This window comes from Tenggerimyces flavus, assembly GCF_016907715.1.
Lineage (GTDB): Bacteria > Actinomycetota > Actinomycetes > Propionibacteriales > Actinopolymorphaceae > Tenggerimyces > Tenggerimyces flavus.
Map to the genome: position 1 here is coordinate 2548295 of NZ_JAFBCM010000001.1, position 21605 is coordinate 2569899.

Sequence of the window (21605 nt, forward strand, 5' to 3'; positions counted from 1 at the left end):
AGAGAGTGCTGGGCACAACACAGGACCGGTCGCGAGGCCGGTCAGCACGCTACATGTCGTTCATCCTGCCATGGAACCGATCGACCTGCCACCGTGTAAAACAGCCGAGAGCTCTCGAAGAAGGAATGAGCACGGACGACGACGAGGCGGTGCGCCGCTCCCTCGACGGCGACCTCGACGCCTACGCGGCCCTGGTCGCCCGCTACACCGCGCCCGCACATCGGGCCGCGGTGATGTTCGGGGCCGGCGACGACGCCGACGACGTCGTGCAGGAGGCGTTCATCAAGGCATATCGCCACTTGGCGAAGTTCCGGCGCGGGGAGGTGTTCCGGCCCTGGTTGTTGCAGATCGTGGTGAACGAGACCCGTAACCTGCACCGCTCCCGTCGCCGCCTGGACGGCCTGGTCCTGCGGGCTTCGGCGTTGACGCCTTCCGGCGTGGTCGCGCCGGACGATCCGGAGCTGACGGCGCTGAGTTCGGAGCGCCGGTCGGCCCTGCTGGTCGCCGTCCGTTCGTTGCCGGAGAAGTACCGGCAGGCCGTGACGTGCCGGTACTTCCTCGAGCTGAGCGAGGCCGAGACGGCTCAGGTGCTCGGGTGGCCGGCCGGGTCGGTGAAGTCGCGGACCGCGCGGGCGTTGGCGCGGCTGCAGCAGGCGTTGGGGAAGGAGGATCGCGATGGCTGAGCGGCTGGAGTCGGAGCTGCGTGCGCTGGGCCGTTCGCTCGACGTTCCTCTTCCCCGCGACGTGAGCGCCGCGGTCGTGACGCGGCTGTCGGCGCCGCCCGCCAAGCGCGGGCTGTGGCTTCGGCTGCGCTGGTTGGTGGTCGTAGCGCTGGTGCTGCTCGCCGGGTCGGTGACGATCGCCGCGTCGCCGGAGGTGCGGGCGGGCATCGTCTCGTTGCTCCGGTACGCCGGCATCGAGATCCGCATCGACTCCGCCCCCTCGCCGCTGCCGACCGGGCAGGGCACGCTGCCCGAGACGCGGACAGTGTCGCTGGAGGAGGCTCGGGCCGCCGCCCGCTTCGATGTCCTGGTGCCATCGGAGCTCGGCGCGCCGGACGGCGTGCAGATCGTCGACGGCACCCCACCCCGCGTGGTGACGCTGATGTGGGCCTCGGGCGTGCGGCTGGACGCGTTCGACGGGCGGGTGGAGTACGCGTACTACAAGAAGATCGTGGGCGACCGGGCGTTCGAGTGGATCGACATCGACGCCGACGAGCCCGCCGTCTGGATCGACGGCCCGCACTCACTCGTCTACATCGACCGCGACGGCGTCAACCGCACCGAGACGGCGCGCATGGCCGCGAAGACCCTGATCTGGCAGAACAACGGCATCACCTACCGCCTCGAAGGCGACCGCTCCCTGGAGGAGCTGACCGCGATCGCCAAGTCGCTAGGCCGGTGAGCGGTACGCGATCGCCAGGTTGCCGAGGCTGTCGGTGCCGACCTCGGCGTCGATGCCGAACACGTCGCGCAGTCGGCCCGGGGTGAGGACCTCTTCGGGCGTTCCGGAGGCCACCAGGGTGCCGCTGTGCAGCATCGCGAGCCGGTCGCAGTAGCGCGCCGCCATCGAGAGGTCGTGCAGGGCGACGATCACGGTCTGGTCGGTCTCGGCGAGGAGTTCGAGCAACGCCAGTTGGTGTTTGACGTCCAGGTGGTTGGTCGGCTCGTCGAGCAGGACTGCCCATGGCTGCTGGGCGAGCGCACGGGCGAGGTGGGCGCGTTGCCGTTCGCCGCCCGACAGCGTCTTCCAGGCACGGCCCTCCAAGCCAGCGAGCTCGACGCGTTCGACCGCGGCCTCGACCACGATCCGGTCGGCTCGGCTGAGGCCTCGCCAGCGGTCGCGGAACGGTGTCCGTCCTAACGCCACCACGTCGCCGAGCCGCAGGTCGCTGTCGGCGTCGGACGCCTGCTCGACGAACGCGAGGTGCTGGGCAACCCGTCGAGGACTCCAGCCGCGGATGTCCTCGCTGTCGAAGCGCACCGTGCCCCGGGTCGGCGTACGGAGCCCGGCGACGCACCTGAGCAGGGAGGACTTGCCCGATCCGTTCGGCCCGACCAGCCCGACGGTCTCGCCCGACCGCACCGCGAGGTCGATCCCGGACACGATCGTGGTCGAACCCGCCATCCAGGCGAGCTGTTCGACGTCGATCCTCACAGCTCACCTCGCCGACGCAGGATCAGCAGGAACAGCGGAACGCCGAGCAGCGCGGTGACCACGCCGACCGGGATCTCCTGCGGGGCGAACGCCACCCGCGCGACCGCGTCGGTCCACACGAGGAAGATCGCGCCGACCAATGCGCTGAGCGGGATCAGCACCCGGTGCAGCGGGCCGGCGAGGAACCGTACGGCGTGCGGAACGATCAAGCCCACAAAGCCGATCGCGCCGACCGTCGCCACCGCGACCGCGGTCAGCAGTGCCGTGACGACGAGCAGGACGATCCGCGTCGCGCGGACGTTGATTCCCAACGACGCGGCGGTGTCCGCGCCGAACGAGAAGCCGTCCAGCGCGATCGCGTACAACCACAGGACGACCAGCCCGACCACGCACGCCACTGCACACACAAGGACGCCGTCCCAGCGTGCCGAGGCCATCGAGCCCAGCAGCCAGTACGTGATCGCTCGCGTCGTGTCGGCGTCGCCCGAGGCCATCAACACCAGCGACGTGATCGCCGCGAACAACTGCCCGACCACCACGCCGGTCAGCACGATGCGCGCCGAGTCCAGCCCGCTCCGTCGCAGCAGGAACATCAGCAACGCGAACGACACTCCCGCGCCGACGAACGCGCCACCGGTGACACCGACCGAGCCGGCTCCGATGCCGAGCACGACCACCACGACCGCGCCGGTCGACGCTCCGGAGGAGATGCCCAGCAGGTACGGGTCGGCGAGCGCGTTCCGGGTGACGGCCTGCAGGGCGGCGCCGCACATCGCGAGGCACGCCCCGACCAGCGCGGCCATCAGCACGCGTGGGATGCGCAGGTCCCACAGCAGCGAGTCGACCAGCCTCGGCAACGGCTCGACGGCGAGGCCGAGCCGCGTGCCGAGCACGCGACCGAGCTCGGCGAACCCGACGTCAGTGGTGCCGATCCGTACCGACGCCGCCACGGAGAGGACCAGCACGACGAGGCCGAGAGCGAAGACGAAGGCCACGGACAGGCCGGACCGACGTTCACCAATCGGCTGAGAATCCTCCACCCCCACAGGGATTCCGCGTTGTCGCGGATGGAGTACCGAGTCGGTGAACGTGTCCTGTCTCGGCTTCGAGTCAACGGACATAGCCGAGGTCTCTCATCCCGTCGACGAGAAGACCGAGGCTGTGCACCGTACGGACGGACGGGTCGAGCTCGATGCCGGGCATCTGCAGGACCTTGTTCTCGCGCACGGCGGAGAGCTGCGAGACGGTCGGATGTTCCTTCATCAGCTGCAGCTTGTCGGCGGCGCTGTCGCCCTTCGCGCCGCGCTTCGGCAGGTCGCCGAGCACGATGAAGTCAGGGTCGCGCTGGGCGATCTGCTCCCAGGAGGCCTCCGGCCAGTCCTCGTCGATGTCGTCGAACGCGTTCTTCGCCCCGACCAGCCGGCTCATCTCCGCAGGCAGGCTGGTGGCGCCGGCGACGTACGGCAGTCCGTTGAACACCGAGTAGATCCACACGACCGTCGGCGTGTCCGTCACCTTGGGCTTGGTTGCGCTCGCCTGCTCGACGACCGCACGCTGGTCCTTCACGAGCTTGCTCGCGCGATCCTCCACGCCGAAGACTCGACCGAAACTCTCGTAGTCGGCGAACAGCAGGTCGAACGGCGTCATCCCCGTCTTGTTGTCCTGCGGGCAGTCCACCGCGCTGACGTACGACGGCAGCCCGAGCTCGCTCAACTCCGCGCGCGTACCGACGCGGTCCTTCGTGTAGTAGTCGGTGAACGAGCCGATCACGAAGTCCGGCGTCGCCGCGCGCAGCTGTTCGGCGGTCGGGATCTTCGGCGCGACCACTGGCACCTTCGCGTAGGCGGCCTGGTACTCCGGCGCGATCTCGGTCTTCAGGTTCGACGTGCCGGCCATCCGGTCCTGAAGTCCCAACGCCAGCAGGATCTCCGTCGACGACTGGTCCAGCGTGACGACCCGCTCGGGTGGTTGCTCGAACGAGAGCTGCTGGCCGCAGCTGTCGAGCTGGACGGTCGGCGCGCCGGACGGCGACGAGGACGTCTCGGCGGGACCACCGCACGCTGAAGCCAGGACGGCGAGCATGAGCGCGCCGGCGAGTGTGCGATACGGCATGGAGCCCCTCCCAGGACGATGACAGCCTAGAGTGTAAACGGTAACGGTTTTCATTAGTATGTCGGACGCGCTGCCAAGCTGCACCTAGGTAGCATCTGCGACAAGTGTGCAACAACGACGAGGAGTCTCAACAGGTGACCGGATCAACCGCCACAGTGGGGAAAACGCCTTCGATCCTTCGCGATCCGGCGTTCCTGCGCCTGTGGGTGGGCACGACGGCGTCCGGGCTGGCGACCTGGGCGTTCCCGTTCATCCTCGGTCTGGCTGTCCTCGATCGGACGCTGACGCCGGCCGGGCTGGGCCTCGTGCTGGCGACCAGGACGGTCGGCTTCCTCGTCGCGGTCCCGGTCGGCGGGCTGCTGTCCGACCGGTACTCCCGTCGCGGCGTGGTGTTCTGGGCGGGTCTGGCGGCGGCGATCGGGTCGCCGGTGGTCGCGCTCGGCCTCGGGCGGTCCGCGCTGCTGATGGCGGTGGCGGCCGCGGTCGTCGGCGCGGGGCAGGGGGCGTGCCGGCCGGCGTTCCAGGCGCTCACGGCCGAGGTGGTGGACGGTGAGCGCCGGCAACAGGCGAACGCCGCGCTCTCGTTGGCGACCAGGGTCATCGTGCTCGTCGCGCCCGCGCTCACTGCCCTAGTGGCCACGGTGGTCGGGACGCCCTGGTTGCTCGTGGGCATGGGGGTCATCTGGCTGATCGCGGCCCTCGTCCCGCCGTCCGGATCGGCTGAGGTTGCTCGGCCCGAGCGCATCGGGCTGGTCGCGGAGTTCGTCGAGGGCGTACGGGAGGCTCGCCGCCATCCCTGGTTCCTCGCCGGGCTGGGTGCGCTGACGGCGGTGATCGCGACCGGCTACTCAGCGACCGGGGTGGCGCTGCCGTTGATCAGCCGGGACCGGTACGGCACCCAGGTGGTGCTCGCGGCGGCCCTCACCGCCTACACCGCGGGTGCGCTGGTCGGCGCGTTGGTCATCGCGCGCTGGCGGCCTCGAGCGCAGGGCTGGGCGGCGTTGGCGTCCCTCGCCTGCTACGGGTTCGCGCCGCTCGCGTTGCTGCTACCCGTGCATCCGGCCGTGGTGGTCGGCGCGTATGTGCTTGCGGGCTTGGGGATCGAGCTGTTCAACGTGCCGTGGTTCACCGCGACGCAGCGCGAGGTCGAGCCCTCCAAGCTGGCGCGCGTGTCGTCGTTGGACTTCCTGCTCTCGTACGGGCTCGCGCCGGTCGGCCTAGCGCTCATCGCGCCGGCGATGTCGGCGTTCGGTATCGGTGCGGTGCTGGGCTTCTGCGCGGTGGTCTGCTTCCTGGCGCCCGGGCTGGCGGCGCTGGTGCCCAGCTCGAGGGACTTCTCGAGGCGCTAGCCTCGGGACTTCGTGTGTTGGTGGGCGACAGTGGCCTGGGAGAGACGGAAGTGCCTGTCCTGCTGGGGAGAGTTGGCGTTGCGACGTCTCGAGTGATCTGAGCGGGAAGGCACTCCGTAGGTGACGCGTGTCGTGGTCGCCTTACCCGGCCAGTGGCCGCTCTACCTGGCGTCCACCCCACGTAAAGGGGCTAATGATCATGTATACATGATCATTGGCCCAGGGCGGGCCGGGTCGAACCACCGCCGGATGAAAGATCGAGGCTGGGCCGTGTCTGCCAAAGATCGCCTGGCGCGCGACACCCCCCAGAAGTCAGCAGAGGCCGCCTGGCCGCGGTGCACCTCGTCACCCATATAACCAATATGAGTTCCTCCTGCACCACGCCCAGCCGGGCGCCGCGCGCCATCGCGCTACGCGCGATGACCGGCGCTATTTGTCAGACACGACCTAATCGGCCCAGGCGTACTCGACGGTCACGGACATGTCGATCTCGAGCTCGCCGCCCTCAACGGGCGCAGAGGCGTCGCCGGATTCCACCCAGGACTTCGCCGAGCGGTACATCGGCTGCGGCCCACCAACGCCACCAACGCCTTCGCTCACCGCGAGCACATACCCGACCTCACGTCCCGCCAGGCGCGCCAGCTCGTCCGCGCGGTGCCGGGCGTCGGCCATCGCGAGGTCGCGGGCGCGGTCGAGGTACGGCGCGGGGTCCTCGACGGTCAGCTGGAACGAGTCCAGCCCCGCGTTGTTGCCGCCTGCGACCAGCACCGCCTGCACGACCTCGCCGGATCCCGCGACGTCGCGGAGGCGGAGCAGCAGCCGCTGGTTCGCCTGGAACACCATCGGCCGACCGACGTCCGGCCGCCAGGAGGAGAGGTTCATCGAGAGCGTGCGCCGGTCGGCGTCCGCCACCCCGGCGGACGAGGCGGCGGCGAGCATCGCGCGCATCGCCACGGAGGCCTGCTCGTTAGCCGCGGCGGCGCTCGAGGCCTCGGAGTTCGCCGTCACGTACACGAGCACGAGATCGGGAACGGCCGACACCTTGCCGTGTCCGACCACGCTGATGCCGACCAGTCGATCCGTCATGGCGACTTCCTATCACTCGCGACGCGCTAACGTCGTGAACATGACTGCGCTGACGATCACGGTCTGGGCCGAGCCGAACGAGCAGCCGCGGGTGTGGGAGCTCACCGACGATCCCGCAGGCGGGACGCATCCGAACGCTCAGGCGGCCATCGCGGCACTCGAGAACGCCAAGGGGGATCCGTTCGCGCCCGTTCCGCCAGGCACGATCAGCACGATGATCTACGGCGGCCCGGATCGCGCGCAGATCGTCGGCGAGTGGAAGGGCCGGCGCGTCAGTGCCGAGTACTCACGGACGAACGGCGCGGAGATCGCTCGGTGGAACGCCCTCGCCGCCGTCTTCGGGGCGAACGGCTGACAGCCGCGGCCGCACGCCGTGGCCGCGTACCTGGAACTCCATGATCCGCGCCCGCAACCGCGCGGGCAGCATCGCGAACGCGGCGCCTACCCACGCCTCCCGGCCGATCAGGTAGCGCGGCTTCGGGTGAACCGCGGTCAACGCGCGATGGACGATCGTCGCCACCGAACGAGGCGGCAGCGCCCGTGCCTCGACGGATCCCGCCAGCTGCTCGAACGCCTCGATCATCGTCCCGTACCGCCGGCGCGCGTCGACCGGCAACCGCCGCGCCAGAGCCAGGCCGACCTCACGGCTGCGCCGCCAGATGTCCGTCGCGATCGGCCCCGGCTCGAGCAGCGAAACCGCAACCCCAGAAGGCGCCAGCTCCGTCCGCAGCGTGTCCGCCAACCCCGCGAGCGCGAACTTCGACGCGACGTACGGCCCGAGCAACGGGTTCGCCACTCGCCCGGAGATCGATCCCACGAACACGATCCGCCCACCGGACGACCGCAGGTGCGGCAGGAACGTCTGCGTCGCCGCCAGCTGTCCGGTGAGGTTGACCTCGAGCTGGCGCCGGAAGTCCGCGAGCGGGAGGTACTCCAGCGGGGCCGCCACCGCGATCCCCGCGTTGTTGACGAGTGCGTCGAGCCCGCCCGAGCCGCGGACCACGACCTCCGCCTCGAGCAGCGACCGCGGGTCGGTGACGTCCAGCAGCACCGGCTGCCCGTAGTCGCCGAGCAGGTCGCCCATCAGCTCCGCGTCGGAGTCCCGCCGTACGCCGGCGAACACGTACCAGCCGCGCTCGGCGAGCAGCACCGCCGTCGCGCGGCCGATGCCGCTCGACGCGCCCGTGACGAGCGCCGCCTGGCCGGCGCGGGCGACCATCAGCGGGCCGCCAGGTAGCCGAGCAGGTCCTGCCGGGTGAGGACGCCGGTCGGCTTGCCGTCGTCGAGTACCAGCAGCGCGTCCGCACCCTCCAACGCGGCCACAGCGGCCGCCACCGGCTCGCCGGCACCGAGCGACGGGAGCGGCGTGGACATGTGCTGCTCGACCCGGTCCGCGAGCCGCGCATCGCCGGAGAACAGCGCGTCCAGCAAGGCGCGTTCGTGCACCGCGCCCGCGACCTCGGCCGCCATGATCGGCGGTTCGGCGCGGACGACGGGCATCTGCGACACCGCGTACTCGCGCAGGATGTCGATGGCCTCGGCGATCGTCTCGTTCGGATGCGTGTGGACCAGTGGCGGCATCGTGCCGGACTTGCGCCGCAGCACGTCGCCGACGGTGTCGTCGCTGGCGGAGGAGAGGAAGCCGTACTGGGTCAGCCAGCCGTCGTCGAAGACCTTGGACAGGTAGCCGCGGCCGCCGTCCGGCAGCAGGACGACCACGACCGCGTCGGGTCCGGCCTCGCGGGCCACCTGGGCGGCCGCGACGGCGGCCATGCCGGCGGAACCGCCGACGAGCAGGGCTTCCTCGCGGGCGAGGCGCCGGGTCATCGCGAACGACTGCTGGTCGGACACCGCGATGATCCGGTCGCAGATCTTCTGGTCGTACGTCGTCGGCCAGAAGTCCTCACCGACGCCCTCGACGAGGTACGGGCGACCCGTTCCGCCGGAGTAGACCGAGCCTTCCGGGTCGGCGCCGACGATCTGGACCTTCCCGTTCGACGCCTCCTTGAGGTAGCGCCCGACGCCGCTGATCGTGCCGCCGGTGCCGATGCCCGCGACGAAGTGCGTGATCCTGCCCTCGGTCTGCTCCCAAAGCTCCGGGCCGGTGTCCTCGTAGTGGGAGCGGGGGTTGTGCGGGTTGGAGTACTGGTCGGGCTTCCAGGCGCCGTCGATCTCCTTCACCAGGCGGTCGGAGACCGAGTAGTACGAGTCGGGGTGCTCGGGTGGCACGGCGGTCGGGCAGACCACGACCTCGGCGCCGTACGCCTTGAGCACGTTCCGCTTGTCCTCGCTGACCTTGTCCGGGCAGACGAACACGCACTTGTAGCCCTTGGCCTGCGCGACGATCGCGAGCCCGACGCCGGTGTTGCCGCTGGTCGGCTCGACGATCGTGCCGCCCTCGTGCAGCAGGCCGTCCTGCTCCGCGCCCTCGACCATGCGGAGCGCGATGCGGTCCTTGACGCTGCCGCCGGGGTTGAAGTACTCGACCTTGGCCAGCAGCAGACCCTCGACGCCCTCGGCGACGCGGGACAACCGGACCAGCGGGGTGTTGCCGACCAGGTCGAGCAACGACTCGTAGTAGCGCACGTCGGCAGCCTAATCGCTGTCCGTGTCGAGCTACGCCGTCAGCGGGTCTTGGCCTGGTCGAGCGGGAGCTCGGGCTCCGGCTCGCGCTGGCGCAGGATCGCCCAGCGGCCGCGCGGGGTGACCTCGGTGCCCTCGTCCTTGGCGGCCTGTGCCGCGGCGAACGAGATCGGCAGGACCTGACCGTCGGGGTGTGCGTCGCCGTACCCGTCGCCGTCCTCGTCGTCGGACCAGTAGCCGAGGGCCGCGGCGAGCGAGGGGAGCAGCGCGACGCAGGCGCTGGCGTACCCCGTTGCCGAGGGATGGAACCGGTCGGGCCCGAACAATTCGCGCGGCGCCGCGGCGAACGCAGGGCCGAGGAGCGAGCCGAGGCTCACGGTGCGCGCACCGGCCGCGACCGCGCCGGCGGTCTGGGCGCGGGCGAGGCTGCGGCTCCAGTACCGGGCGATCTGGCGGAGGGGCTGCGCGACCGGCTCGATCGTGCCGAGGTCGGGGCAGGTGCCGACGACGACCTCGCAGCCGGCGGCGCGGAGGCGTTGGATCGCCTCGGCGAGCAGGCGTACCGACTCCGACGGCTTGATGCGGTGGGTGACGTCGTTCGCACCGACGATGATCAGCGCGAGGTCGGGGCGCTGCTCGAGCGCCTGGTCGACCTGGACGTCGAGGTGTTGGGTCTCGGCACCGACGACGCCGAGGCCGGTGAGTCGTACGGGCCTTCCGGAGAGCGACGCGAGGCCGCCGGCGAGCATCGCGCCAGGGGTCTCGTCGGGGTCCTGGACGCCGAAGCCGCAGGCGGTCGAGTCGCCCAGGACGACGAACGAGATCTCCTCGCCTTCGCCGTACCCGTAGATGCCGTTCGCCTGTGGTGCGTCACCGACGGGGCCGCCGATCGCGCGCCTGGCCAGCATGGCCTCGGCGCCGAGAAGGACGAACAGGGCGCCGCCGAGCACGCCGACCCCGCCCACCCCGGACAGGGCGGCGGTGGCGAGCTTGCGTGCGGCTCTTGCCTTGTTCACCTGGCAACTCCCATCGGATCATGATCGCAGCGTTCAGACATGAATATCCGATGAACGCGCGGAACCGCATCCGGATTCCGCCTGAGGTCACCCTGGGTTGTCGGCTGTCTTTGGTGGGGGGACCACGGCGTCGAGGACGAGCTTGACGCGGCGGCGTAGCTCGGCTGTGCTGGTCTGCTGCCTCGCGACCTGGTCGTAGAGGAGGCCGTCCAGCAGGGCTTGCAGGAGTTTGCCGTCGCGGCGTGCGTTCTTTGAGCCGAGCAGCTTCAGCATCGCTATGGAGCTCGCCTCGATGGCTTGCGTTGCTGCGTCGAGCATGGCCTTGCGTTCGTCGTCGGGGTCGCCGTCGAGGTAGAGCTGGAATCTGGCGATCTGGCGGTTTCTCGCCGTGGTCGAGAGGTGCCTGAGGAGCTTCGTGGCGGCGTCGACGAGCGTTGCGCGTGATGGGGGGAGCCCTGCGAGGCCGAAGGTCTGGAACTCCTGGCGGTCGAGCTCGAGGAGGCGGGCCAGGACTCCACGTACCAAGGCGGATCTCGTCTTGAAGTAGTACGTGGTCGATCCGTTGGGCAGGCCGGCGCGTTGCTCGACGGCTCTGTGCGTCAGTCCGCGCAGGCCTTCGTCGGCGAGAACGTCGATGGCCGCGTCGGCCAGGGTGTCCGCTCGCGATGGCTTTTCCGGAATCACATGGTGATCTTAGCTCTACAGTTGTAGAGTCCTCTACAGTTGTAGAGGGAGGGGATCTTTCGTGTCGCGAACGGCGGTCGTCGTTGGCGCTGGAGTCGGTGGACTCGCGGTGTCGTCCGCACTGGTGCGTGCGGGCTGGGAAGTCTTGGTGCTGGAGCGCGCCGACGAGGTGCGTGCCGTCGGCTCGGCGTTGGCTTTGTGGGCCAATGCTGTGCGTGCTGTGGAGTTTGTGGATCCGGCCGCTGCTGCCGTGTTGCGCGGGCGGCCTTCGCTCGGTGGGTTGGCCGGTTTGCGTACGCCGTCGGGTGCATGGCTCGCGCGGATGGACGTCGACGCGTTGCGGGCTATGCAGACGGTGGACGCGCCGATCATGGTGGAGCGGCCTGAGCTGCATGCCTTTCTGGGGCGGCAGATCCCTTCTTCTTCGTTCCTGCTGGGACGGACTTGCACGGCGGTTTCGCAGGTGGAGGACATGGCCTCGGTGCGTGCCGGTGGGGACGCCTACTCGGCGGACCTCGTCATCGGGGCGGACGGGATCGGGAGCGTGGTCCGGGCCGCTGTCGACACCTCCGCGTCCATCACGTCGGCGCGGTACGTGAGCTGGCGTGGGATCGTTCCCGCGTCGGTTGGCATGGAGGTGTCGGACGGCGGCGAGACGTGGGGCCGGGGGCAGCGGTTTGGGTACATCCCTCTGTCGGACGGTGGGATCTACTGGTACGCGACGCTGGGTACCTCCCGGCCGCGGGCTGCTGAGCTGGGGGATCAGAAGCGGCTGCTTTCGGAGCTCTTCTCGGGCTGGCATGAGCCGGTTGGTGCCTTGATCGCTGCGACGCCTGCTGAGCGGGTTTTGCGGAACGACGTGAACATGCTGTGGCCCCAGCCGCGTACGTACGTTCATGGTCGGGTGGCTCTGCTGGGCGACGCGGCCCACGCGATGACGCCGGACCTCGGCCAGGGGGCGGCCATGGCTTTGGAGGATGCGGTGGAGCTCGCCATCGCCGTGGGGGACGTTGCGTCGGAGGACGTACCCGCCGCGCTGTTGGCTTATGACGCCTTGCGCCGACCGCGAGCTGGAGGGGTGGCTGCGCAGTCGCGTCGAATGGGGCAGATCTCTCAGCTGAGCGGGCTGTTCTCTGCTGGCCTTCGAGACGTCGCCTTGAGGCTGATCCCATCGAGCCGCATGGCCGGTGGCTTCGGGGCGACGGCGAACTGGCAACCCTCCCAACCACCTCGCGCCATCGCGCCGGAGTAGCTGACCACCTGGAGCCGGAACCACCCAACCCACCCGACCCAGCCCACCCGACCCGGCCACCCCGGCCACCGGTTCGGCCACCCGGCTCGGTCACCCGGCTCGGTCACCCGGCTCGGTCACCCGGCTCGGCCACCCGGCTCGGTCACCCGGCTCGGTCACCCGGCTCGGTCACCCGGCTCGGTCACCCGGCTCGGTCACCCGGCTCGGCCACCCCGGCCACCCCGGCCACCCCGGCCACCCCGGCCACCCCGGCCACCCCGGCCCGGTCGCCCCGGCCACCCCGGCCCGGCCCGGTCGCCCCGGCCACCCCGGCCACCGGCTCGGCAACCCGGCTCGGCCACCCCGGCTCGGTCACCCGGCTCGGTCACCCGGCTCGGTCACCCGGCTCGGTCACCCGGCTCGGTCACCCGGCTCGGCCACCCCGGCCACCCCGGCCACCCCGGCCACCCCGGCCCGGCCCGGTCGCCCCGGCCACCCCGGCCCGGCCCGGGTCGCCCCGGCCACCCCGGCCCGGCCCGGTCGCCCCAGCCACCCCGGCCCGGCCCGGTCGCCCCGGCCACCCCGGCCCGGCCCGGCCACCCCGGCCACCGGTTCGGCCACCCCGGCCCGGCCACCGGTTCGGCCACCCCCGGCCCCACGCCGCTCGTGCCGCGCTGCTCATCCTTCACGAAGGCCACCCTGGGCACGGCTCCCATCCCCCTTTGTCATCGCCTCCTCTTGGGCATGCTCTTGCTGTTGCTTTTCCCTGCTGTGCTTGGGTGAAGTAGCTGGTCGGGCTGTTGCGGCGGTCGATTGTGGTGGCCGGTCCGGGGCGCGTCAAGGGCGCCTCTAGGCGGCGCTTCGCGCAGTTGGAGAGAGGCGTCGCTTCGCGACCGCTTTGCGGCCCTTGACTCGCCCCGGCCCGGCCACCAGATTTTCACGCGCCGCCCCCGCCCCCGGAACAGTTCCCCGGGACAGGCCTGCTTGCCTTTTCCGTCTGCTGCCGTGTTGCGGTTGCTTGTGGAGCCCCGGCCTCTTGTAGTTTCGATGAAGCCGGGAGATTTCCGTTGCTGGGTTGGGCATTAGACCGGTTCGGCTGGTAGAATTCTGCTATGGAATCGACCATCTGCTCGAACACCACCGGCACCGCCGATGGTGTGTCGGCGTGGTCGATGTCCGACGCCGACCTCGCCACCGCACTCCTCGACAACGAGACGGCCCTCCACCGGCACGAGGGCCGCCGGCTCGAACTGATCCGCGAGGCCGACGCCCGCAACCTCGCCGTCACCGCGGGTGCCGCGAACACCGCGCAGTGGGTTGCCGGCGTCCTTCGGGTTCCTTCGGCTGAGGCTGGGGCGATGGTGAAGCTGGCATCTCATCTCGACTCCGAGCTTCCTGCGACCGCGCAAGCGTTGGCTGACGGTCAGATTTCTGTTCCGCACGCGCGAGTGATCTCGCGGGTGGTGCAGCTGCTGCCCTCCCACATCGCCACCCCCGAGCTGCGCTCCGAGGTGGAGGCAACGCTGCTGGAGCGGGCCGCGACCTTCGACCCGAAAGTGTTGGGCAAGGTCGGGAACCATCTGCTGACGGTCGTCGCTCCCGATCTTGCCGACCAGGTCCTGGAACTGAAGCTCAAACAAGAAGAAGCCAGCGCCGAACGGGACCGGTTCCTCCGCATGTCCTTCGACGAGTCGTCGGGCACGTGGCGGGTCACCGCCCGGCTCCCCAAACTCGTCGGGGAACGCCTCAAACTGGTTCTCGACCCGCTCGCCGCGCCGCAGCCCGGACCCGACGGACGTGACACCCGGCTCCCCGAACAGCGCAATGTCGATGCCCTTGATGAGGCCTGCCGCCGACTCCTCGCCGAGCGGCTCGTTCCCTCTCATGGCGGGAACCCGACCCAGTTGGTGGTGACCGTCACCCGCACCGGTGGGCGGACCCTGCACACCGGGATCGAACTGTCCCGCAAACTCGTCGACCAGCTGATGTGTGAGGCCGACCGCACCTACCTGGTGAAGCCCGAGGACCAGCCCGGTAGGGTCAGTCTGCTGACCGACACCCAGCAGCGACTGTTCCAAGGCAAACTGCGTCGGTTGCTCGAACTCCGAGACGGCGGCTGCGCGTTCCCCGGATGCGATCGGCCTCCCGGCTGGTGCCACGCCCACCACGTCACCCCCTGGAGCAAGGGCGGACCCACCACCCGCGACAACGGGGTCCTACTCTGCGGCTACCACCACCGCCTGATTCACCAGGGCGCGTGGCAGGTCCGCATCGCGCTCGACGGATTACCCGAGTTCTTACCCCCAGACTGGATCGACCCCCAGCAACGACCACTCCGCAACCACCGCCTCACCCCGGCCGCCTAATGGGACCTGATCGGCGAGCCTCGAACGGATGATGTCTGGTTGGAGGAACGCTGGTCGCCGAGCCGCTGGCCGGTGAGCACTTCTGCCGCCTGGATCGATGTTCGACTCCTAGGGTTAGATCGTGCGCCGGCCGGTTGGTGAGGCTTCCTGTAGCGCTGATGGGGTGTCGTGCCCGTCGATGATGGCGTGAGCACTGATCCATTAGGTTGCCGCCGGGTTGCCTTCGGCTCGGACAGGTTCCAGCGACTCGGCGCACCTTGGGAGGTGATCGATGATCTTCGTTGGCGATGACTGGGCCGAGGATCATCACGACATTCACGTGATGGACGACAACGGTGAACGGTTGGCCTCGCGCCGGCTGCCGGAAGGGCTGCCCGGGATCCGGGCGTTGCATGACGTGGTCGCCAGCCACGCCGCCGTCCATGCCGAGGATCATGGCGTGGACCCGGCCGGGGTGGTGGTCGGGATCGAGACCGACCGTGGACTGTGGGTCAACGCGTTGGTCGCGGCCGGGTACCAGGTGTATGCGATCAACCCACTGGCGGTGGCCCGCTACCGCGACCGCCACCATCTGTCGGGAGCCAAGTCCGACGCCGGTGATGCGAAACTGCTCGCCGACCTGGTCCGCACCGACCGCCACAACCACCGGCCGATCGCCGGTGACAGTGCGGGTGCTGAGGCTGTCAAGGTGTTGGCCCGCGGCCACCAGAACCTGATCTGGGCCCGCACCAGGCAGACCAACGCGCTGCGCTCGGCGCTGCGCGAGTACTACCCGGGCGCGCTGGTCGCCTTCGACGATCTCACCGACCGGGACGCGCTGGCCGTGCTCGAGCGCGCGGCGACCCCCGACCAGGGTGCCCGGCTGAGCGTCTCGTCGATCCGGTCAGCGCTGAAGCAGGCCGGGCGCCGCCGCAACCTCGACACCCGGGCCCGCGAGATCCAGGCCGCGTTGCGCACCGAGCAGCTGGCCGCACCCGTCCCAGTGGCGGCCGCGTTCGCGGCCACCACCCGCGCCGCGGTCGGCATCATCGCCGAGATGAACCGCCAGATCAGCGAGCTCGAAACCGAACTCGCAGCCCATTTTGAGCACCACCCGGACGCCGACATCTACCGCTCCCTGCCAGGACTCGGTGTCATCCTCGGCGCCCGGGTGCTCGGTGAGTTCGGGGACGACCCCACTCGCTACACCACCACCAAGTCTCGCAAGAACTACGCCGGCACGTCACCGTTGACCATCGCCTCGGGCAAGAAACGCGCCGTGCTCGCCCGCCACGTCCGCAACCGCCGCCTCTACGACGCCATCGACGCCTGGGCCTTCTGCTCCCTCACCCGAAGCCCCGGAGCACGCGCCCTCTACGACCAACACCGCGCCGCCGGCGACCTCCACCACCAAGCCCTCCGCGCCCTCGGCAACCGCCTCGTCGGCATCCTCCACGGATGCCTACGCCACCACACCCACTACGACGAACACACCGCCTGGGCCCACCGAAACCAAGATCAACAAACCGCCGCTTGACAACTTACGGACCTGGGGTGTCTAACCAGCGGCCGGGGCCGGCGGAGTGCCGCTCTGCCTCCTTGACGGCAACTCCCGGCTTCATCTGCACGACAAGAGGCCGGGGGAAACCTACAAGTGACGCGAGCACGGCAGCAGACCCCAGCAAGAAGCAAGCTCCTCCGGGACACTGTTCCGGGGGTGGGGCGGCGCGCTTGAAACTGGTGGCCGGTCCGGGGCGGGTCAAGGGTCGAAGATCGCGAAGCGACGTCGTTCGCCGTCCGCGAAGCGCCCCCGAACGGCGCCCTTGACGCGCTCCGGACCGGACACCACAATCGACCGCCGCGACATCCCCGAAGTGCACCAAACCCTCGAAGAGCGCTCACCGAACACCGCACCCAGACAGCACCATGGGCAGAGGATCGGCGCCGAGAGGAACCCGGGCCGGGGTGAGTTCTCACCGTCCAAAGCCGGCGTTGTGCGGGCACTGTTACGTGCGAGTGGCCGCGTCCTCACTGCGCCGAAACAGCGCCTGCCTAGCGTCGCCGACGCCTGCTACCGCGTCGGATGCTCCAGGAGGATGTCTTGACCACCCTCGACACGAAGCCCGCGCCGCCCACTGGCAGCGGCCGGTGGATCAACGTCTGGGAGCCAGAAGACGCCACCTTCTGGGCCCGCACCGGCCGCCGCATAGCCATCCGGAACCTGATCTTCTCGGTCTTCGCCGAGCACCTCGGGTTCCTCGTCTGGCTGCTCTGGAGCGTCGTAGTCGTCAGCCTCCCCGCCGCCGGGTTCAACCTGACCGTCGACCAGCTGTTCTGGCTCGTCGCGGTCCCCAACCTCGTAGGCGCCACGCTCAGAATCCCCTACACGTTCGCCGTCACCAGGTTCGGCGGCCGCAACTGGACGGTGATCAGCGCGCTCCTGCTCCTCATCCCCACCGGGCTGCTCGCCGTGGCGGTGAGCAACCCCACCACCGAGTTCACGGTCCTCCTCATCGTCGCCGCCACGGCCGGACTAGGCGGAGGCAACTTCGCCTCCTCGATGACCAACATCACGTTCTTCTTTCCCGAACGACGCAAGGGCTTCGCACTCGGCCTGAACGCCGCGGGCGGCAATCTCGGCACAAGCGTCGTGCAGTTCGCCGTCCCCTGGATCGTCGCCGTAGGCGCCGCCGTGAGCCTCAGCCTCGCGGGACTGATCTGGGTCCCGTTCGTCCTCGCCGCCGCGATCTGCGCGTTCGTGTTCATGGACAACCTTAAGGTCGCCCAGACACCCATCAAAGGCCAGCTCGAAGCACTCAAACGCCCGCAGACGTGGGTGATGTCGTTCCTCTACATCGGCACGTTCGGCTCCTTCGTCGGCTACACCGCGGCCTTCCCGCTGCTGATCAAGAACGAGTTCCCGAACGACGCCGGCCTGCTCAAGATCGCGTTCATCGGCGCCCTGATCGGGTCTGTGATCAGGCCCGTCGGCGGCTGGCTGTCCGACAAAGTAGGCGGCGCCAGGGTCACGCTGGGCGTCTTCGCCGCGATGATCCTCGGCATGGTCGGCGTCCTGATCGCCGTCCGCACGCACTCGCTCGCCATGTTCCTCGGCTCGTTCGCGGTCCTGTTCGCCTCGGCCGGCACCGGCAACGGCTCGACCTACCGGATGATCCCCGCGATCTTCCGCGCCCAGGGCGAGAAGGACGCCGCCGCCGGCATCGAGGACGCCCGAGCCAAGGCGCGTACGCAGGGCGCCGCCTGTCTCGGCATCGCCGGCGCGATCGGGGCTTTCGGCGGGTTCCTCATCCCGCGCGCGTACGGCAGCTCCATCGCCGCCACCGGCGTGGTCGACACCGCGGTGATCGCGTACGCCGTCTTCTACGCCGTCTGTTTCGGCGTCACCTGGTGGTTCTACCTGCGCCGGCAGCTCTTCGCCGCTCGAATGCCCAGTCTGGCCGAAGCAGCCGTGTGAGGACTTCGTAGCAGCCCTGAAACAAAGGAGACTCGCCGGTGAAACTGCCACTCGGCACGCTCGAACCCATGCCCGGGGCCGCGACGCACTGCCCGTACTGCGCATTGCAGTGCGGCATGGACCTGCGCGGCGACGGCGACCTGGTCCACGTCGCGCCCCGGGCGACCGGCGACAACCCGCCCGGCCTGTGCCAGAAGGGCTGGACCGCCGCGGAGCTGCTGACCTCGAACGAACGCCTCACCACCCCGACCATCGACGGCGAGCCCACCACCTGGGAACGAGCGCTGGCGCACATCACTCAGCGCATCCAACAGATTCAACACCAGCACGGCCCCGATGCCGTCGCGATCCTCGGCGGTGGCGGACTGACGAACGAGAAGGCGTACGCGCTCGGCAAGTTCGCCCGCGTCGTCCTCGGCACCAAGAACATCGACTACAACGGCCGCTTCTGCATGTCCTCCGCGGCGGCCGCCGGCATCAAGGCGTTCGGGCTCGACCGCGGCCTCCCGTTCCCCATGGCCGACATCGCAAGCGCCGAAGCGATCCTGCTCGTCGGCAGCAACGTCGCCGAGACCATGCCGCCGTTCGTCCATCATCTCAGCACGATGCAGAGCAACGGTGGCGCGCTCATCGTCGTCGACCCGCGCCGCACCCCCACCGCCAAGCGCGCGACGCTCCACCTACAGCTCACGCCCGGAACCGATCTCGCCCTCGCGCAAGGACTGCTGCACCTGGCGATCGTCGAGGGGTACGTGGACCGCGACTACATCGGAGCACGCACCGAGGGCTTCGCAGAGGTACACCCGATCGCCATGGCCTACTGGCCAGAACGCGTCGAACGCATCACCGGCGTGCCCGTCTCCCAACAGCGCAAGGCGATCCGCATCCTGCACGACGCGGGCAACGCGCTGGTCCTCACCGCACGGGGAGCCGAGCAGCACGCGAAGGGCGTCGACACCGTCAGCGCCTTCGTCAACCTCGCCTTGGCGCTCGGTCTCCCTGGCACAGAAGGGAACCGCTACGGCTGCCTCACCGGACAGGGGAACGGTCAGGGCGGCCGCGAACACGGCCAGAAGGCCGACCAACTCCCGGGCTACCGCAAGCTCGACGACCCCAAAGCTCGCGAGCACGTCGCCAAGGTGTGGGGAGTCGATCCAGCGGACCTGCCGATGCCCGGCGTCAGCGCCTACGAACTCCTCGACGCGCTCGGCCAGCCGAATGGTCCGCGCGCCCTGCTCGTCTTCGGCACCAACCCGGTCGTCTCCGCGCCTCGCGCCAAGCACGTCGAGGAACGGCTGAAGAGTCTCGACCTCCTCGTCGTGGCCGACCTCGTCCAGTCCGAGACCGCGGCGATCGCCGACGTCGTGCTACCCACGGCCCAGTGGGCGGAGGAAGAAGGGACCACCACCAACCTCGAAGGTCGGGTCATCCGCCGCCGAAGGTTGCGACCACCCCCGCCGAAAGTACGGACCGACCTCGAGATCCTCGCCGGATTGGCCGAAAGTCTTGGCAAGGGCGACAAGATCAGCGCCGACCCCCGACGAACGTTCGAGGAGCTGGGCCGCGCGAGCGCCGGAGGTATCGCCGACTACGCCGGCATCAGCTACGAACGTCTCGACCGGGACGGCGGCGTCTTCTGGCCATGCCCCACCAAAGACCACCCCGGCACCCCACGGATGTTCCACGATGGGTTCGCAACTCCCAATGGACGTGCGAGATTCGTCCCGGTCGAGTACCGGCCGGCGGTCGAGGACGTCGACTCCACCTACCCCGTCTATCTGACCACCGGAAGGGTGCTCGCCCACTACCAAAGTGGCGCACAGACCAGGCGCATCCCCTCCCTTCGGAGGGCGGCACCCGATCCGTTCGTCGAGCTGCACCCCCAACTGGCCGGTCGGCATGGCATCGAGGACGGCGACGAGGTCCGCGTCGTCAGCCGCCGCGGCGAGGCGACCGCGCCGGCGCGGATCACGGACACGATCCGCACCGACACCGCGTTCATGCCGTTCCACTGGAGCGGCGCCGGCCGCGCCAACACGCTCACCAACCCCGCGCTGGACCCGACGTCCAAGATGCCCGAGTTCAAGGTCTGCGCCGTGCGCCTGGAGAAGGTGGCGCCATGAGCGTGGTCATCGTGGGGTACGGGATGGCCGGCGCCCGCTTCGCCGCCGAGCTCAGGCAACGCGACCCGAGGCGAACGATCACCGTCTTCGGCGCCGAGCCCACCCGCTCGTACAACCGGATCCTGCTCTCCGACGTGCTCGCCGGGAAGCTGTCCGAGGACGACGTGCCGCTGGCCGAGCCCGAAGGACCGCTCGACCTGCGCGTCGGCGTCGAGGTCGTCGACCTCGACCCCGCCGAACGCACGATCAGATCCGACGACGGCAGAACGACCCGCTACGACACGCTCGTGTTCGCGACCGGCAGCCTGCCGATGGTCCCGCCTGTCGCCGGGCTGACCAGGCCGAACGCGACGCTGATCGACGGCGCCGCGACGTTCCGTACGCTTGACGACTGCCGCAAGATCGTCGCGACCGCCGCCACGGCGAAGAACGCGATCGTGCTCGGCGGCGGGCTGCTCGGGTTGGAAGCCGCACGTGGGTTGGCAATGCGCGGCTTGAACGTCGAGGTCCTGCACCCGCGCAGGCAGTTGATGGAACGCCAGCTCAATGCCGAGGCGAGCCAGCTTCTCGTGGTCACGTTGGCGAATCTCGGCGTGAGTGTACGACCCAACGGCGTCGCCGCCGAGGTCCAAGGGACCGAACGCGTCGAAGGCATCCTCCTCGAGGACGGCACCGAACTGCCCGCGGACCTGCTGGTGATCGCCTGCGGCGTCAGGCCGCAGACCGCGGTCGCCGAACGCGCCGGACTCGAGGTCGGCCGCGGCATCGTGGTGGACGACCGGATGCGTACGAGCGACCCGCACATCTACGCGATCGGCGACTGCTCGGAGCATCGCGGCGTCTCGTACGGGTTCGTCGCACCTGCCTGGGAACAGGCGAAGGTCGCGGCCGAGGTGATCTGCGGCGGGACCAGCCGGTACCTGGGCTCGCGGCAGGTCGCCCGGCTCAAGGCGAACGGCGTCGACCTTGCCACGTTGGGCGATCCGCATCTCGACGACGAACGCGCCGAGGTCGTCACGTTCACCGATGTCGCGCGCGGCACGTACCAGAAGGTGGTGATCCGGGACCAACGCCTCGTCGGCGCGATCCTGCTCGGCGACAACCCCACGGTGGGAACGGTGACGCAGATCTTCGACCGCGACCTGCCGGTGCCGAACGACCCACGCTCCTTGCTGTTCGGCGGCTCCGGCGATGCGGCCCCGGCAACGTCCTCGCCGAACGCCACGCTGTGCAACTGCAACGGCGTCACGACAGGGGCGATCGTCCGGGCATGGGTGGGCGGCGCGCGGACGACCGCGGACGTGGTCGCGGCAACGCGAGCAAGTACCGGCTGCGGCACCTGCCGCGACGTCGTCGAGTCGTTCGTCGCCGAACTGGCCGACGAGGCTGCAACCGAGGAGGTGGTGGCATGACCTCGGCCAACACGCTCCGCGGGGTCGGCCTT

The 21605-nt window shown here is 69.7% G+C and carries 18 protein-coding genes; 10 read left to right on the top strand and 8 right to left on the bottom strand.

What is annotated here, in order from left to right:
* The first annotated feature begins 125 nt into the window (after positions 1 to 125).
* Both JOD67_RS11900 and JOD67_RS11905 read left to right on the top strand, forming a co-directional pair.
* Complete coding sequence (locus tag JOD67_RS11900) at positions 126 to 683, top strand: RNA polymerase sigma factor (RefSeq protein WP_205117504.1); 558 nt, start codon at positions 126 to 128, stop codon at positions 681 to 683.
* On the top strand, positions 676 to 1404 hold the full coding sequence (locus JOD67_RS11905) for a hypothetical protein (RefSeq protein WP_205117505.1): 729 nt from the start codon (positions 676 to 678) through the stop codon (positions 1402 to 1404). Before JOD67_RS11900 ends, JOD67_RS11905 begins: the two co-directional genes overlap by 8 nt.
* Here JOD67_RS11905 and JOD67_RS11910 read toward each other — a convergent pair.
* The 3 genes from JOD67_RS11910 to JOD67_RS11920 form a co-directional block, all read right to left on the bottom strand.
* Complete coding sequence (locus JOD67_RS11910; protein WP_205117506.1) at positions 1393 to 2157, bottom strand: ABC transporter ATP-binding protein; 765 nt, start codon at positions 2155 to 2157, stop codon at positions 1393 to 1395. The two genes, JOD67_RS11905 and JOD67_RS11910, sit on opposite strands and share 12 nt — an antisense overlap.
* On the bottom strand, positions 2154 to 3152 hold the full coding sequence (locus JOD67_RS11915) for a FecCD family ABC transporter permease (RefSeq protein WP_307782364.1): 999 nt from the start codon (positions 3150 to 3152) through the stop codon (positions 2154 to 2156). The genes JOD67_RS11910 and JOD67_RS11915 overlap by 4 nt, the downstream gene beginning before the upstream one ends.
* A gap of 115 nt (positions 3153 to 3267) precedes the next feature.
* Positions 3268 to 4269, bottom strand: a complete 1002-nt coding sequence (locus JOD67_RS11920; protein WP_239553812.1) for an ABC transporter substrate-binding protein — start codon at positions 4267 to 4269, stop codon at positions 3268 to 3270.
* A gap of 104 nt (positions 4270 to 4373) precedes the next feature.
* Here JOD67_RS11920 and JOD67_RS11925 point away from each other — a divergent pair, with 104 nt between their 5' ends.
* Positions 4374 to 5618, top strand: a complete 1245-nt coding sequence (locus JOD67_RS11925; protein WP_372442326.1) for an MFS transporter — start codon at positions 4374 to 4376, stop codon at positions 5616 to 5618.
* A 447-nt stretch (positions 5619 to 6065) separates the two neighbouring features.
* Here the strand turns inward: JOD67_RS11925 and JOD67_RS11930 are convergent, their stop codons facing one another.
* Positions 6066 to 6704, bottom strand: a complete 639-nt coding sequence (locus tag JOD67_RS11930) for an SIMPL domain-containing protein (protein WP_205117509.1) — start codon at positions 6702 to 6704, stop codon at positions 6066 to 6068.
* A 40-nt stretch (positions 6705 to 6744) separates the two neighbouring features.
* Here JOD67_RS11930 and JOD67_RS11935 point away from each other — a divergent pair, with 40 nt between their 5' ends.
* Positions 6745 to 7059, top strand: a complete 315-nt coding sequence (locus tag JOD67_RS11935; RefSeq protein WP_205117510.1) for an SSI family serine proteinase inhibitor — start codon at positions 6745 to 6747, stop codon at positions 7057 to 7059.
* On the opposite strand, the gene JOD67_RS11940 is transcribed toward JOD67_RS11935, so the two are convergent.
* The 4 genes from JOD67_RS11940 to JOD67_RS11955 form a co-directional block, all read right to left on the bottom strand.
* On the bottom strand, positions 6991 to 7923 hold the full coding sequence (locus tag JOD67_RS11940) for an SDR family oxidoreductase (RefSeq protein WP_205117511.1): 933 nt from the start codon (positions 7921 to 7923) through the stop codon (positions 6991 to 6993). The two genes, JOD67_RS11935 and JOD67_RS11940, sit on opposite strands and share 69 nt — an antisense overlap.
* Complete coding sequence (locus JOD67_RS11945; protein ID WP_205117512.1) at positions 7923 to 9290, bottom strand: cystathionine beta-synthase; 1368 nt, start codon at positions 9288 to 9290, stop codon at positions 7923 to 7925. The genes JOD67_RS11940 and JOD67_RS11945 overlap by 1 nt, the downstream gene beginning before the upstream one ends.
* 38 nt (positions 9291 to 9328) lie before the next feature.
* Positions 9329 to 10303 carry an SGNH/GDSL hydrolase family protein gene (locus JOD67_RS11950; RefSeq protein ID WP_205117513.1) on the bottom strand — a complete coding sequence of 325 codons (975 nt, stop codon included), beginning with the start codon at positions 10301 to 10303 and terminating at the stop codon, positions 9329 to 9331.
* 87 nt (positions 10304 to 10390) lie between these two features.
* Positions 10391 to 10987 (bottom strand): TetR/AcrR family transcriptional regulator, encoded by a 597-nt coding sequence (locus JOD67_RS11955; RefSeq protein WP_205117514.1) that lies wholly within the window; start codon positions 10985 to 10987, stop codon positions 10391 to 10393.
* A gap of 61 nt (positions 10988 to 11048) precedes the next feature.
* Between JOD67_RS11955 and JOD67_RS11960 the strand changes: the two genes are divergently transcribed.
* The 6 genes from JOD67_RS11960 to JOD67_RS11985 all read left to right on the top strand — a co-directional run bounded on the left by JOD67_RS11960 (position 11049) and on the right by JOD67_RS11985 (position 21573).
* Positions 11049 to 12239, top strand: coding sequence for an FAD-dependent monooxygenase (locus tag JOD67_RS11960; protein ID WP_205117515.1), 1191 nt, complete (start codon positions 11049 to 11051; stop codon positions 12237 to 12239).
* 1091 nt (positions 12240 to 13330) lie between these two features.
* A complete protein-coding gene (locus JOD67_RS11965; protein ID WP_205117516.1) occupies positions 13331 to 14584 on the top strand; it encodes an HNH endonuclease signature motif containing protein in 1254 nt (417 codons plus the stop codon).
* Between the two features lie 271 nt (positions 14585 to 14855).
* Positions 14856 to 16100: an IS110 family RNA-guided transposase gene (locus JOD67_RS11970; RefSeq protein ID WP_205117517.1), complete on the top strand. Its 1245-nt coding sequence runs from the start codon at positions 14856 to 14858 to the stop codon at positions 16098 to 16100.
* 564 nt (positions 16101 to 16664) lie between these two features.
* On the top strand, positions 16665 to 18038 hold the full coding sequence (locus tag JOD67_RS11975) for a NarK family nitrate/nitrite MFS transporter (protein ID WP_239553813.1): 1374 nt from the start codon (positions 16665 to 16667) through the stop codon (positions 18036 to 18038).
* Between the two features lie 38 nt (positions 18039 to 18076).
* Complete coding sequence (locus JOD67_RS11980; protein ID WP_307782365.1) at positions 18077 to 20161, top strand: molybdopterin oxidoreductase family protein; 2085 nt, start codon at positions 18077 to 18079, stop codon at positions 20159 to 20161.
* Complete coding sequence (locus JOD67_RS11985; RefSeq protein ID WP_239553814.1) at positions 20158 to 21573, top strand: FAD-dependent oxidoreductase; 1416 nt, start codon at positions 20158 to 20160, stop codon at positions 21571 to 21573. Before JOD67_RS11980 ends, JOD67_RS11985 begins: the two co-directional genes overlap by 4 nt.
* Positions 21574 to 21605 lie beyond the last annotated feature (32 nt).

Bases quoted from the DNA above. Each gene is read 5' to 3' on its own strand.
- JOD67_RS11905 (WP_205117505.1), top strand. From the start codon at position 676: ATGGCTGAGCGGCTGGAGTCGGAGCTGCGTGCGCTGGGCCGTTCGCTC.
- JOD67_RS11930 (WP_205117509.1), bottom strand. From the start codon at position 6,704: ATGACGGATCGACTGGTCGGCATCAGCGTGGTCGGACACGGCAAGGTG.
- JOD67_RS11935 (WP_205117510.1), top strand. From the start codon at position 6,745: ATGACTGCGCTGACGATCACGGTCTGGGCCGAGCCGAACGAGCAGCCG.
- JOD67_RS11970 (WP_205117517.1), top strand. From the start codon at position 14,856: ATGATCTTCGTTGGCGATGACTGGGCCGAGGATCATCACGACATTCAC.
- JOD67_RS11965 (WP_205117516.1), top strand. From the start codon at position 13,331: ATGGAATCGACCATCTGCTCGAACACCACCGGCACCGCCGATGGTGTG.
- JOD67_RS11900 (WP_205117504.1), top strand. From the start codon at position 126: ATGAGCACGGACGACGACGAGGCGGTGCGCCGCTCCCTCGACGGCGAC.
- JOD67_RS11920 (WP_239553812.1), bottom strand. From the start codon at position 4,269: ATGCCGTATCGCACACTCGCCGGCGCGCTCATGCTCGCCGTCCTGGCT.
- JOD67_RS11985 (WP_239553814.1), top strand. From the start codon at position 20,158: ATGAGCGTGGTCATCGTGGGGTACGGGATGGCCGGCGCCCGCTTCGCC.
- JOD67_RS11940 (WP_205117511.1), bottom strand. From the start codon at position 7,923: ATGGTCGCCCGCGCCGGCCAGGCGGCGCTCGTCACGGGCGCGTCGAGC.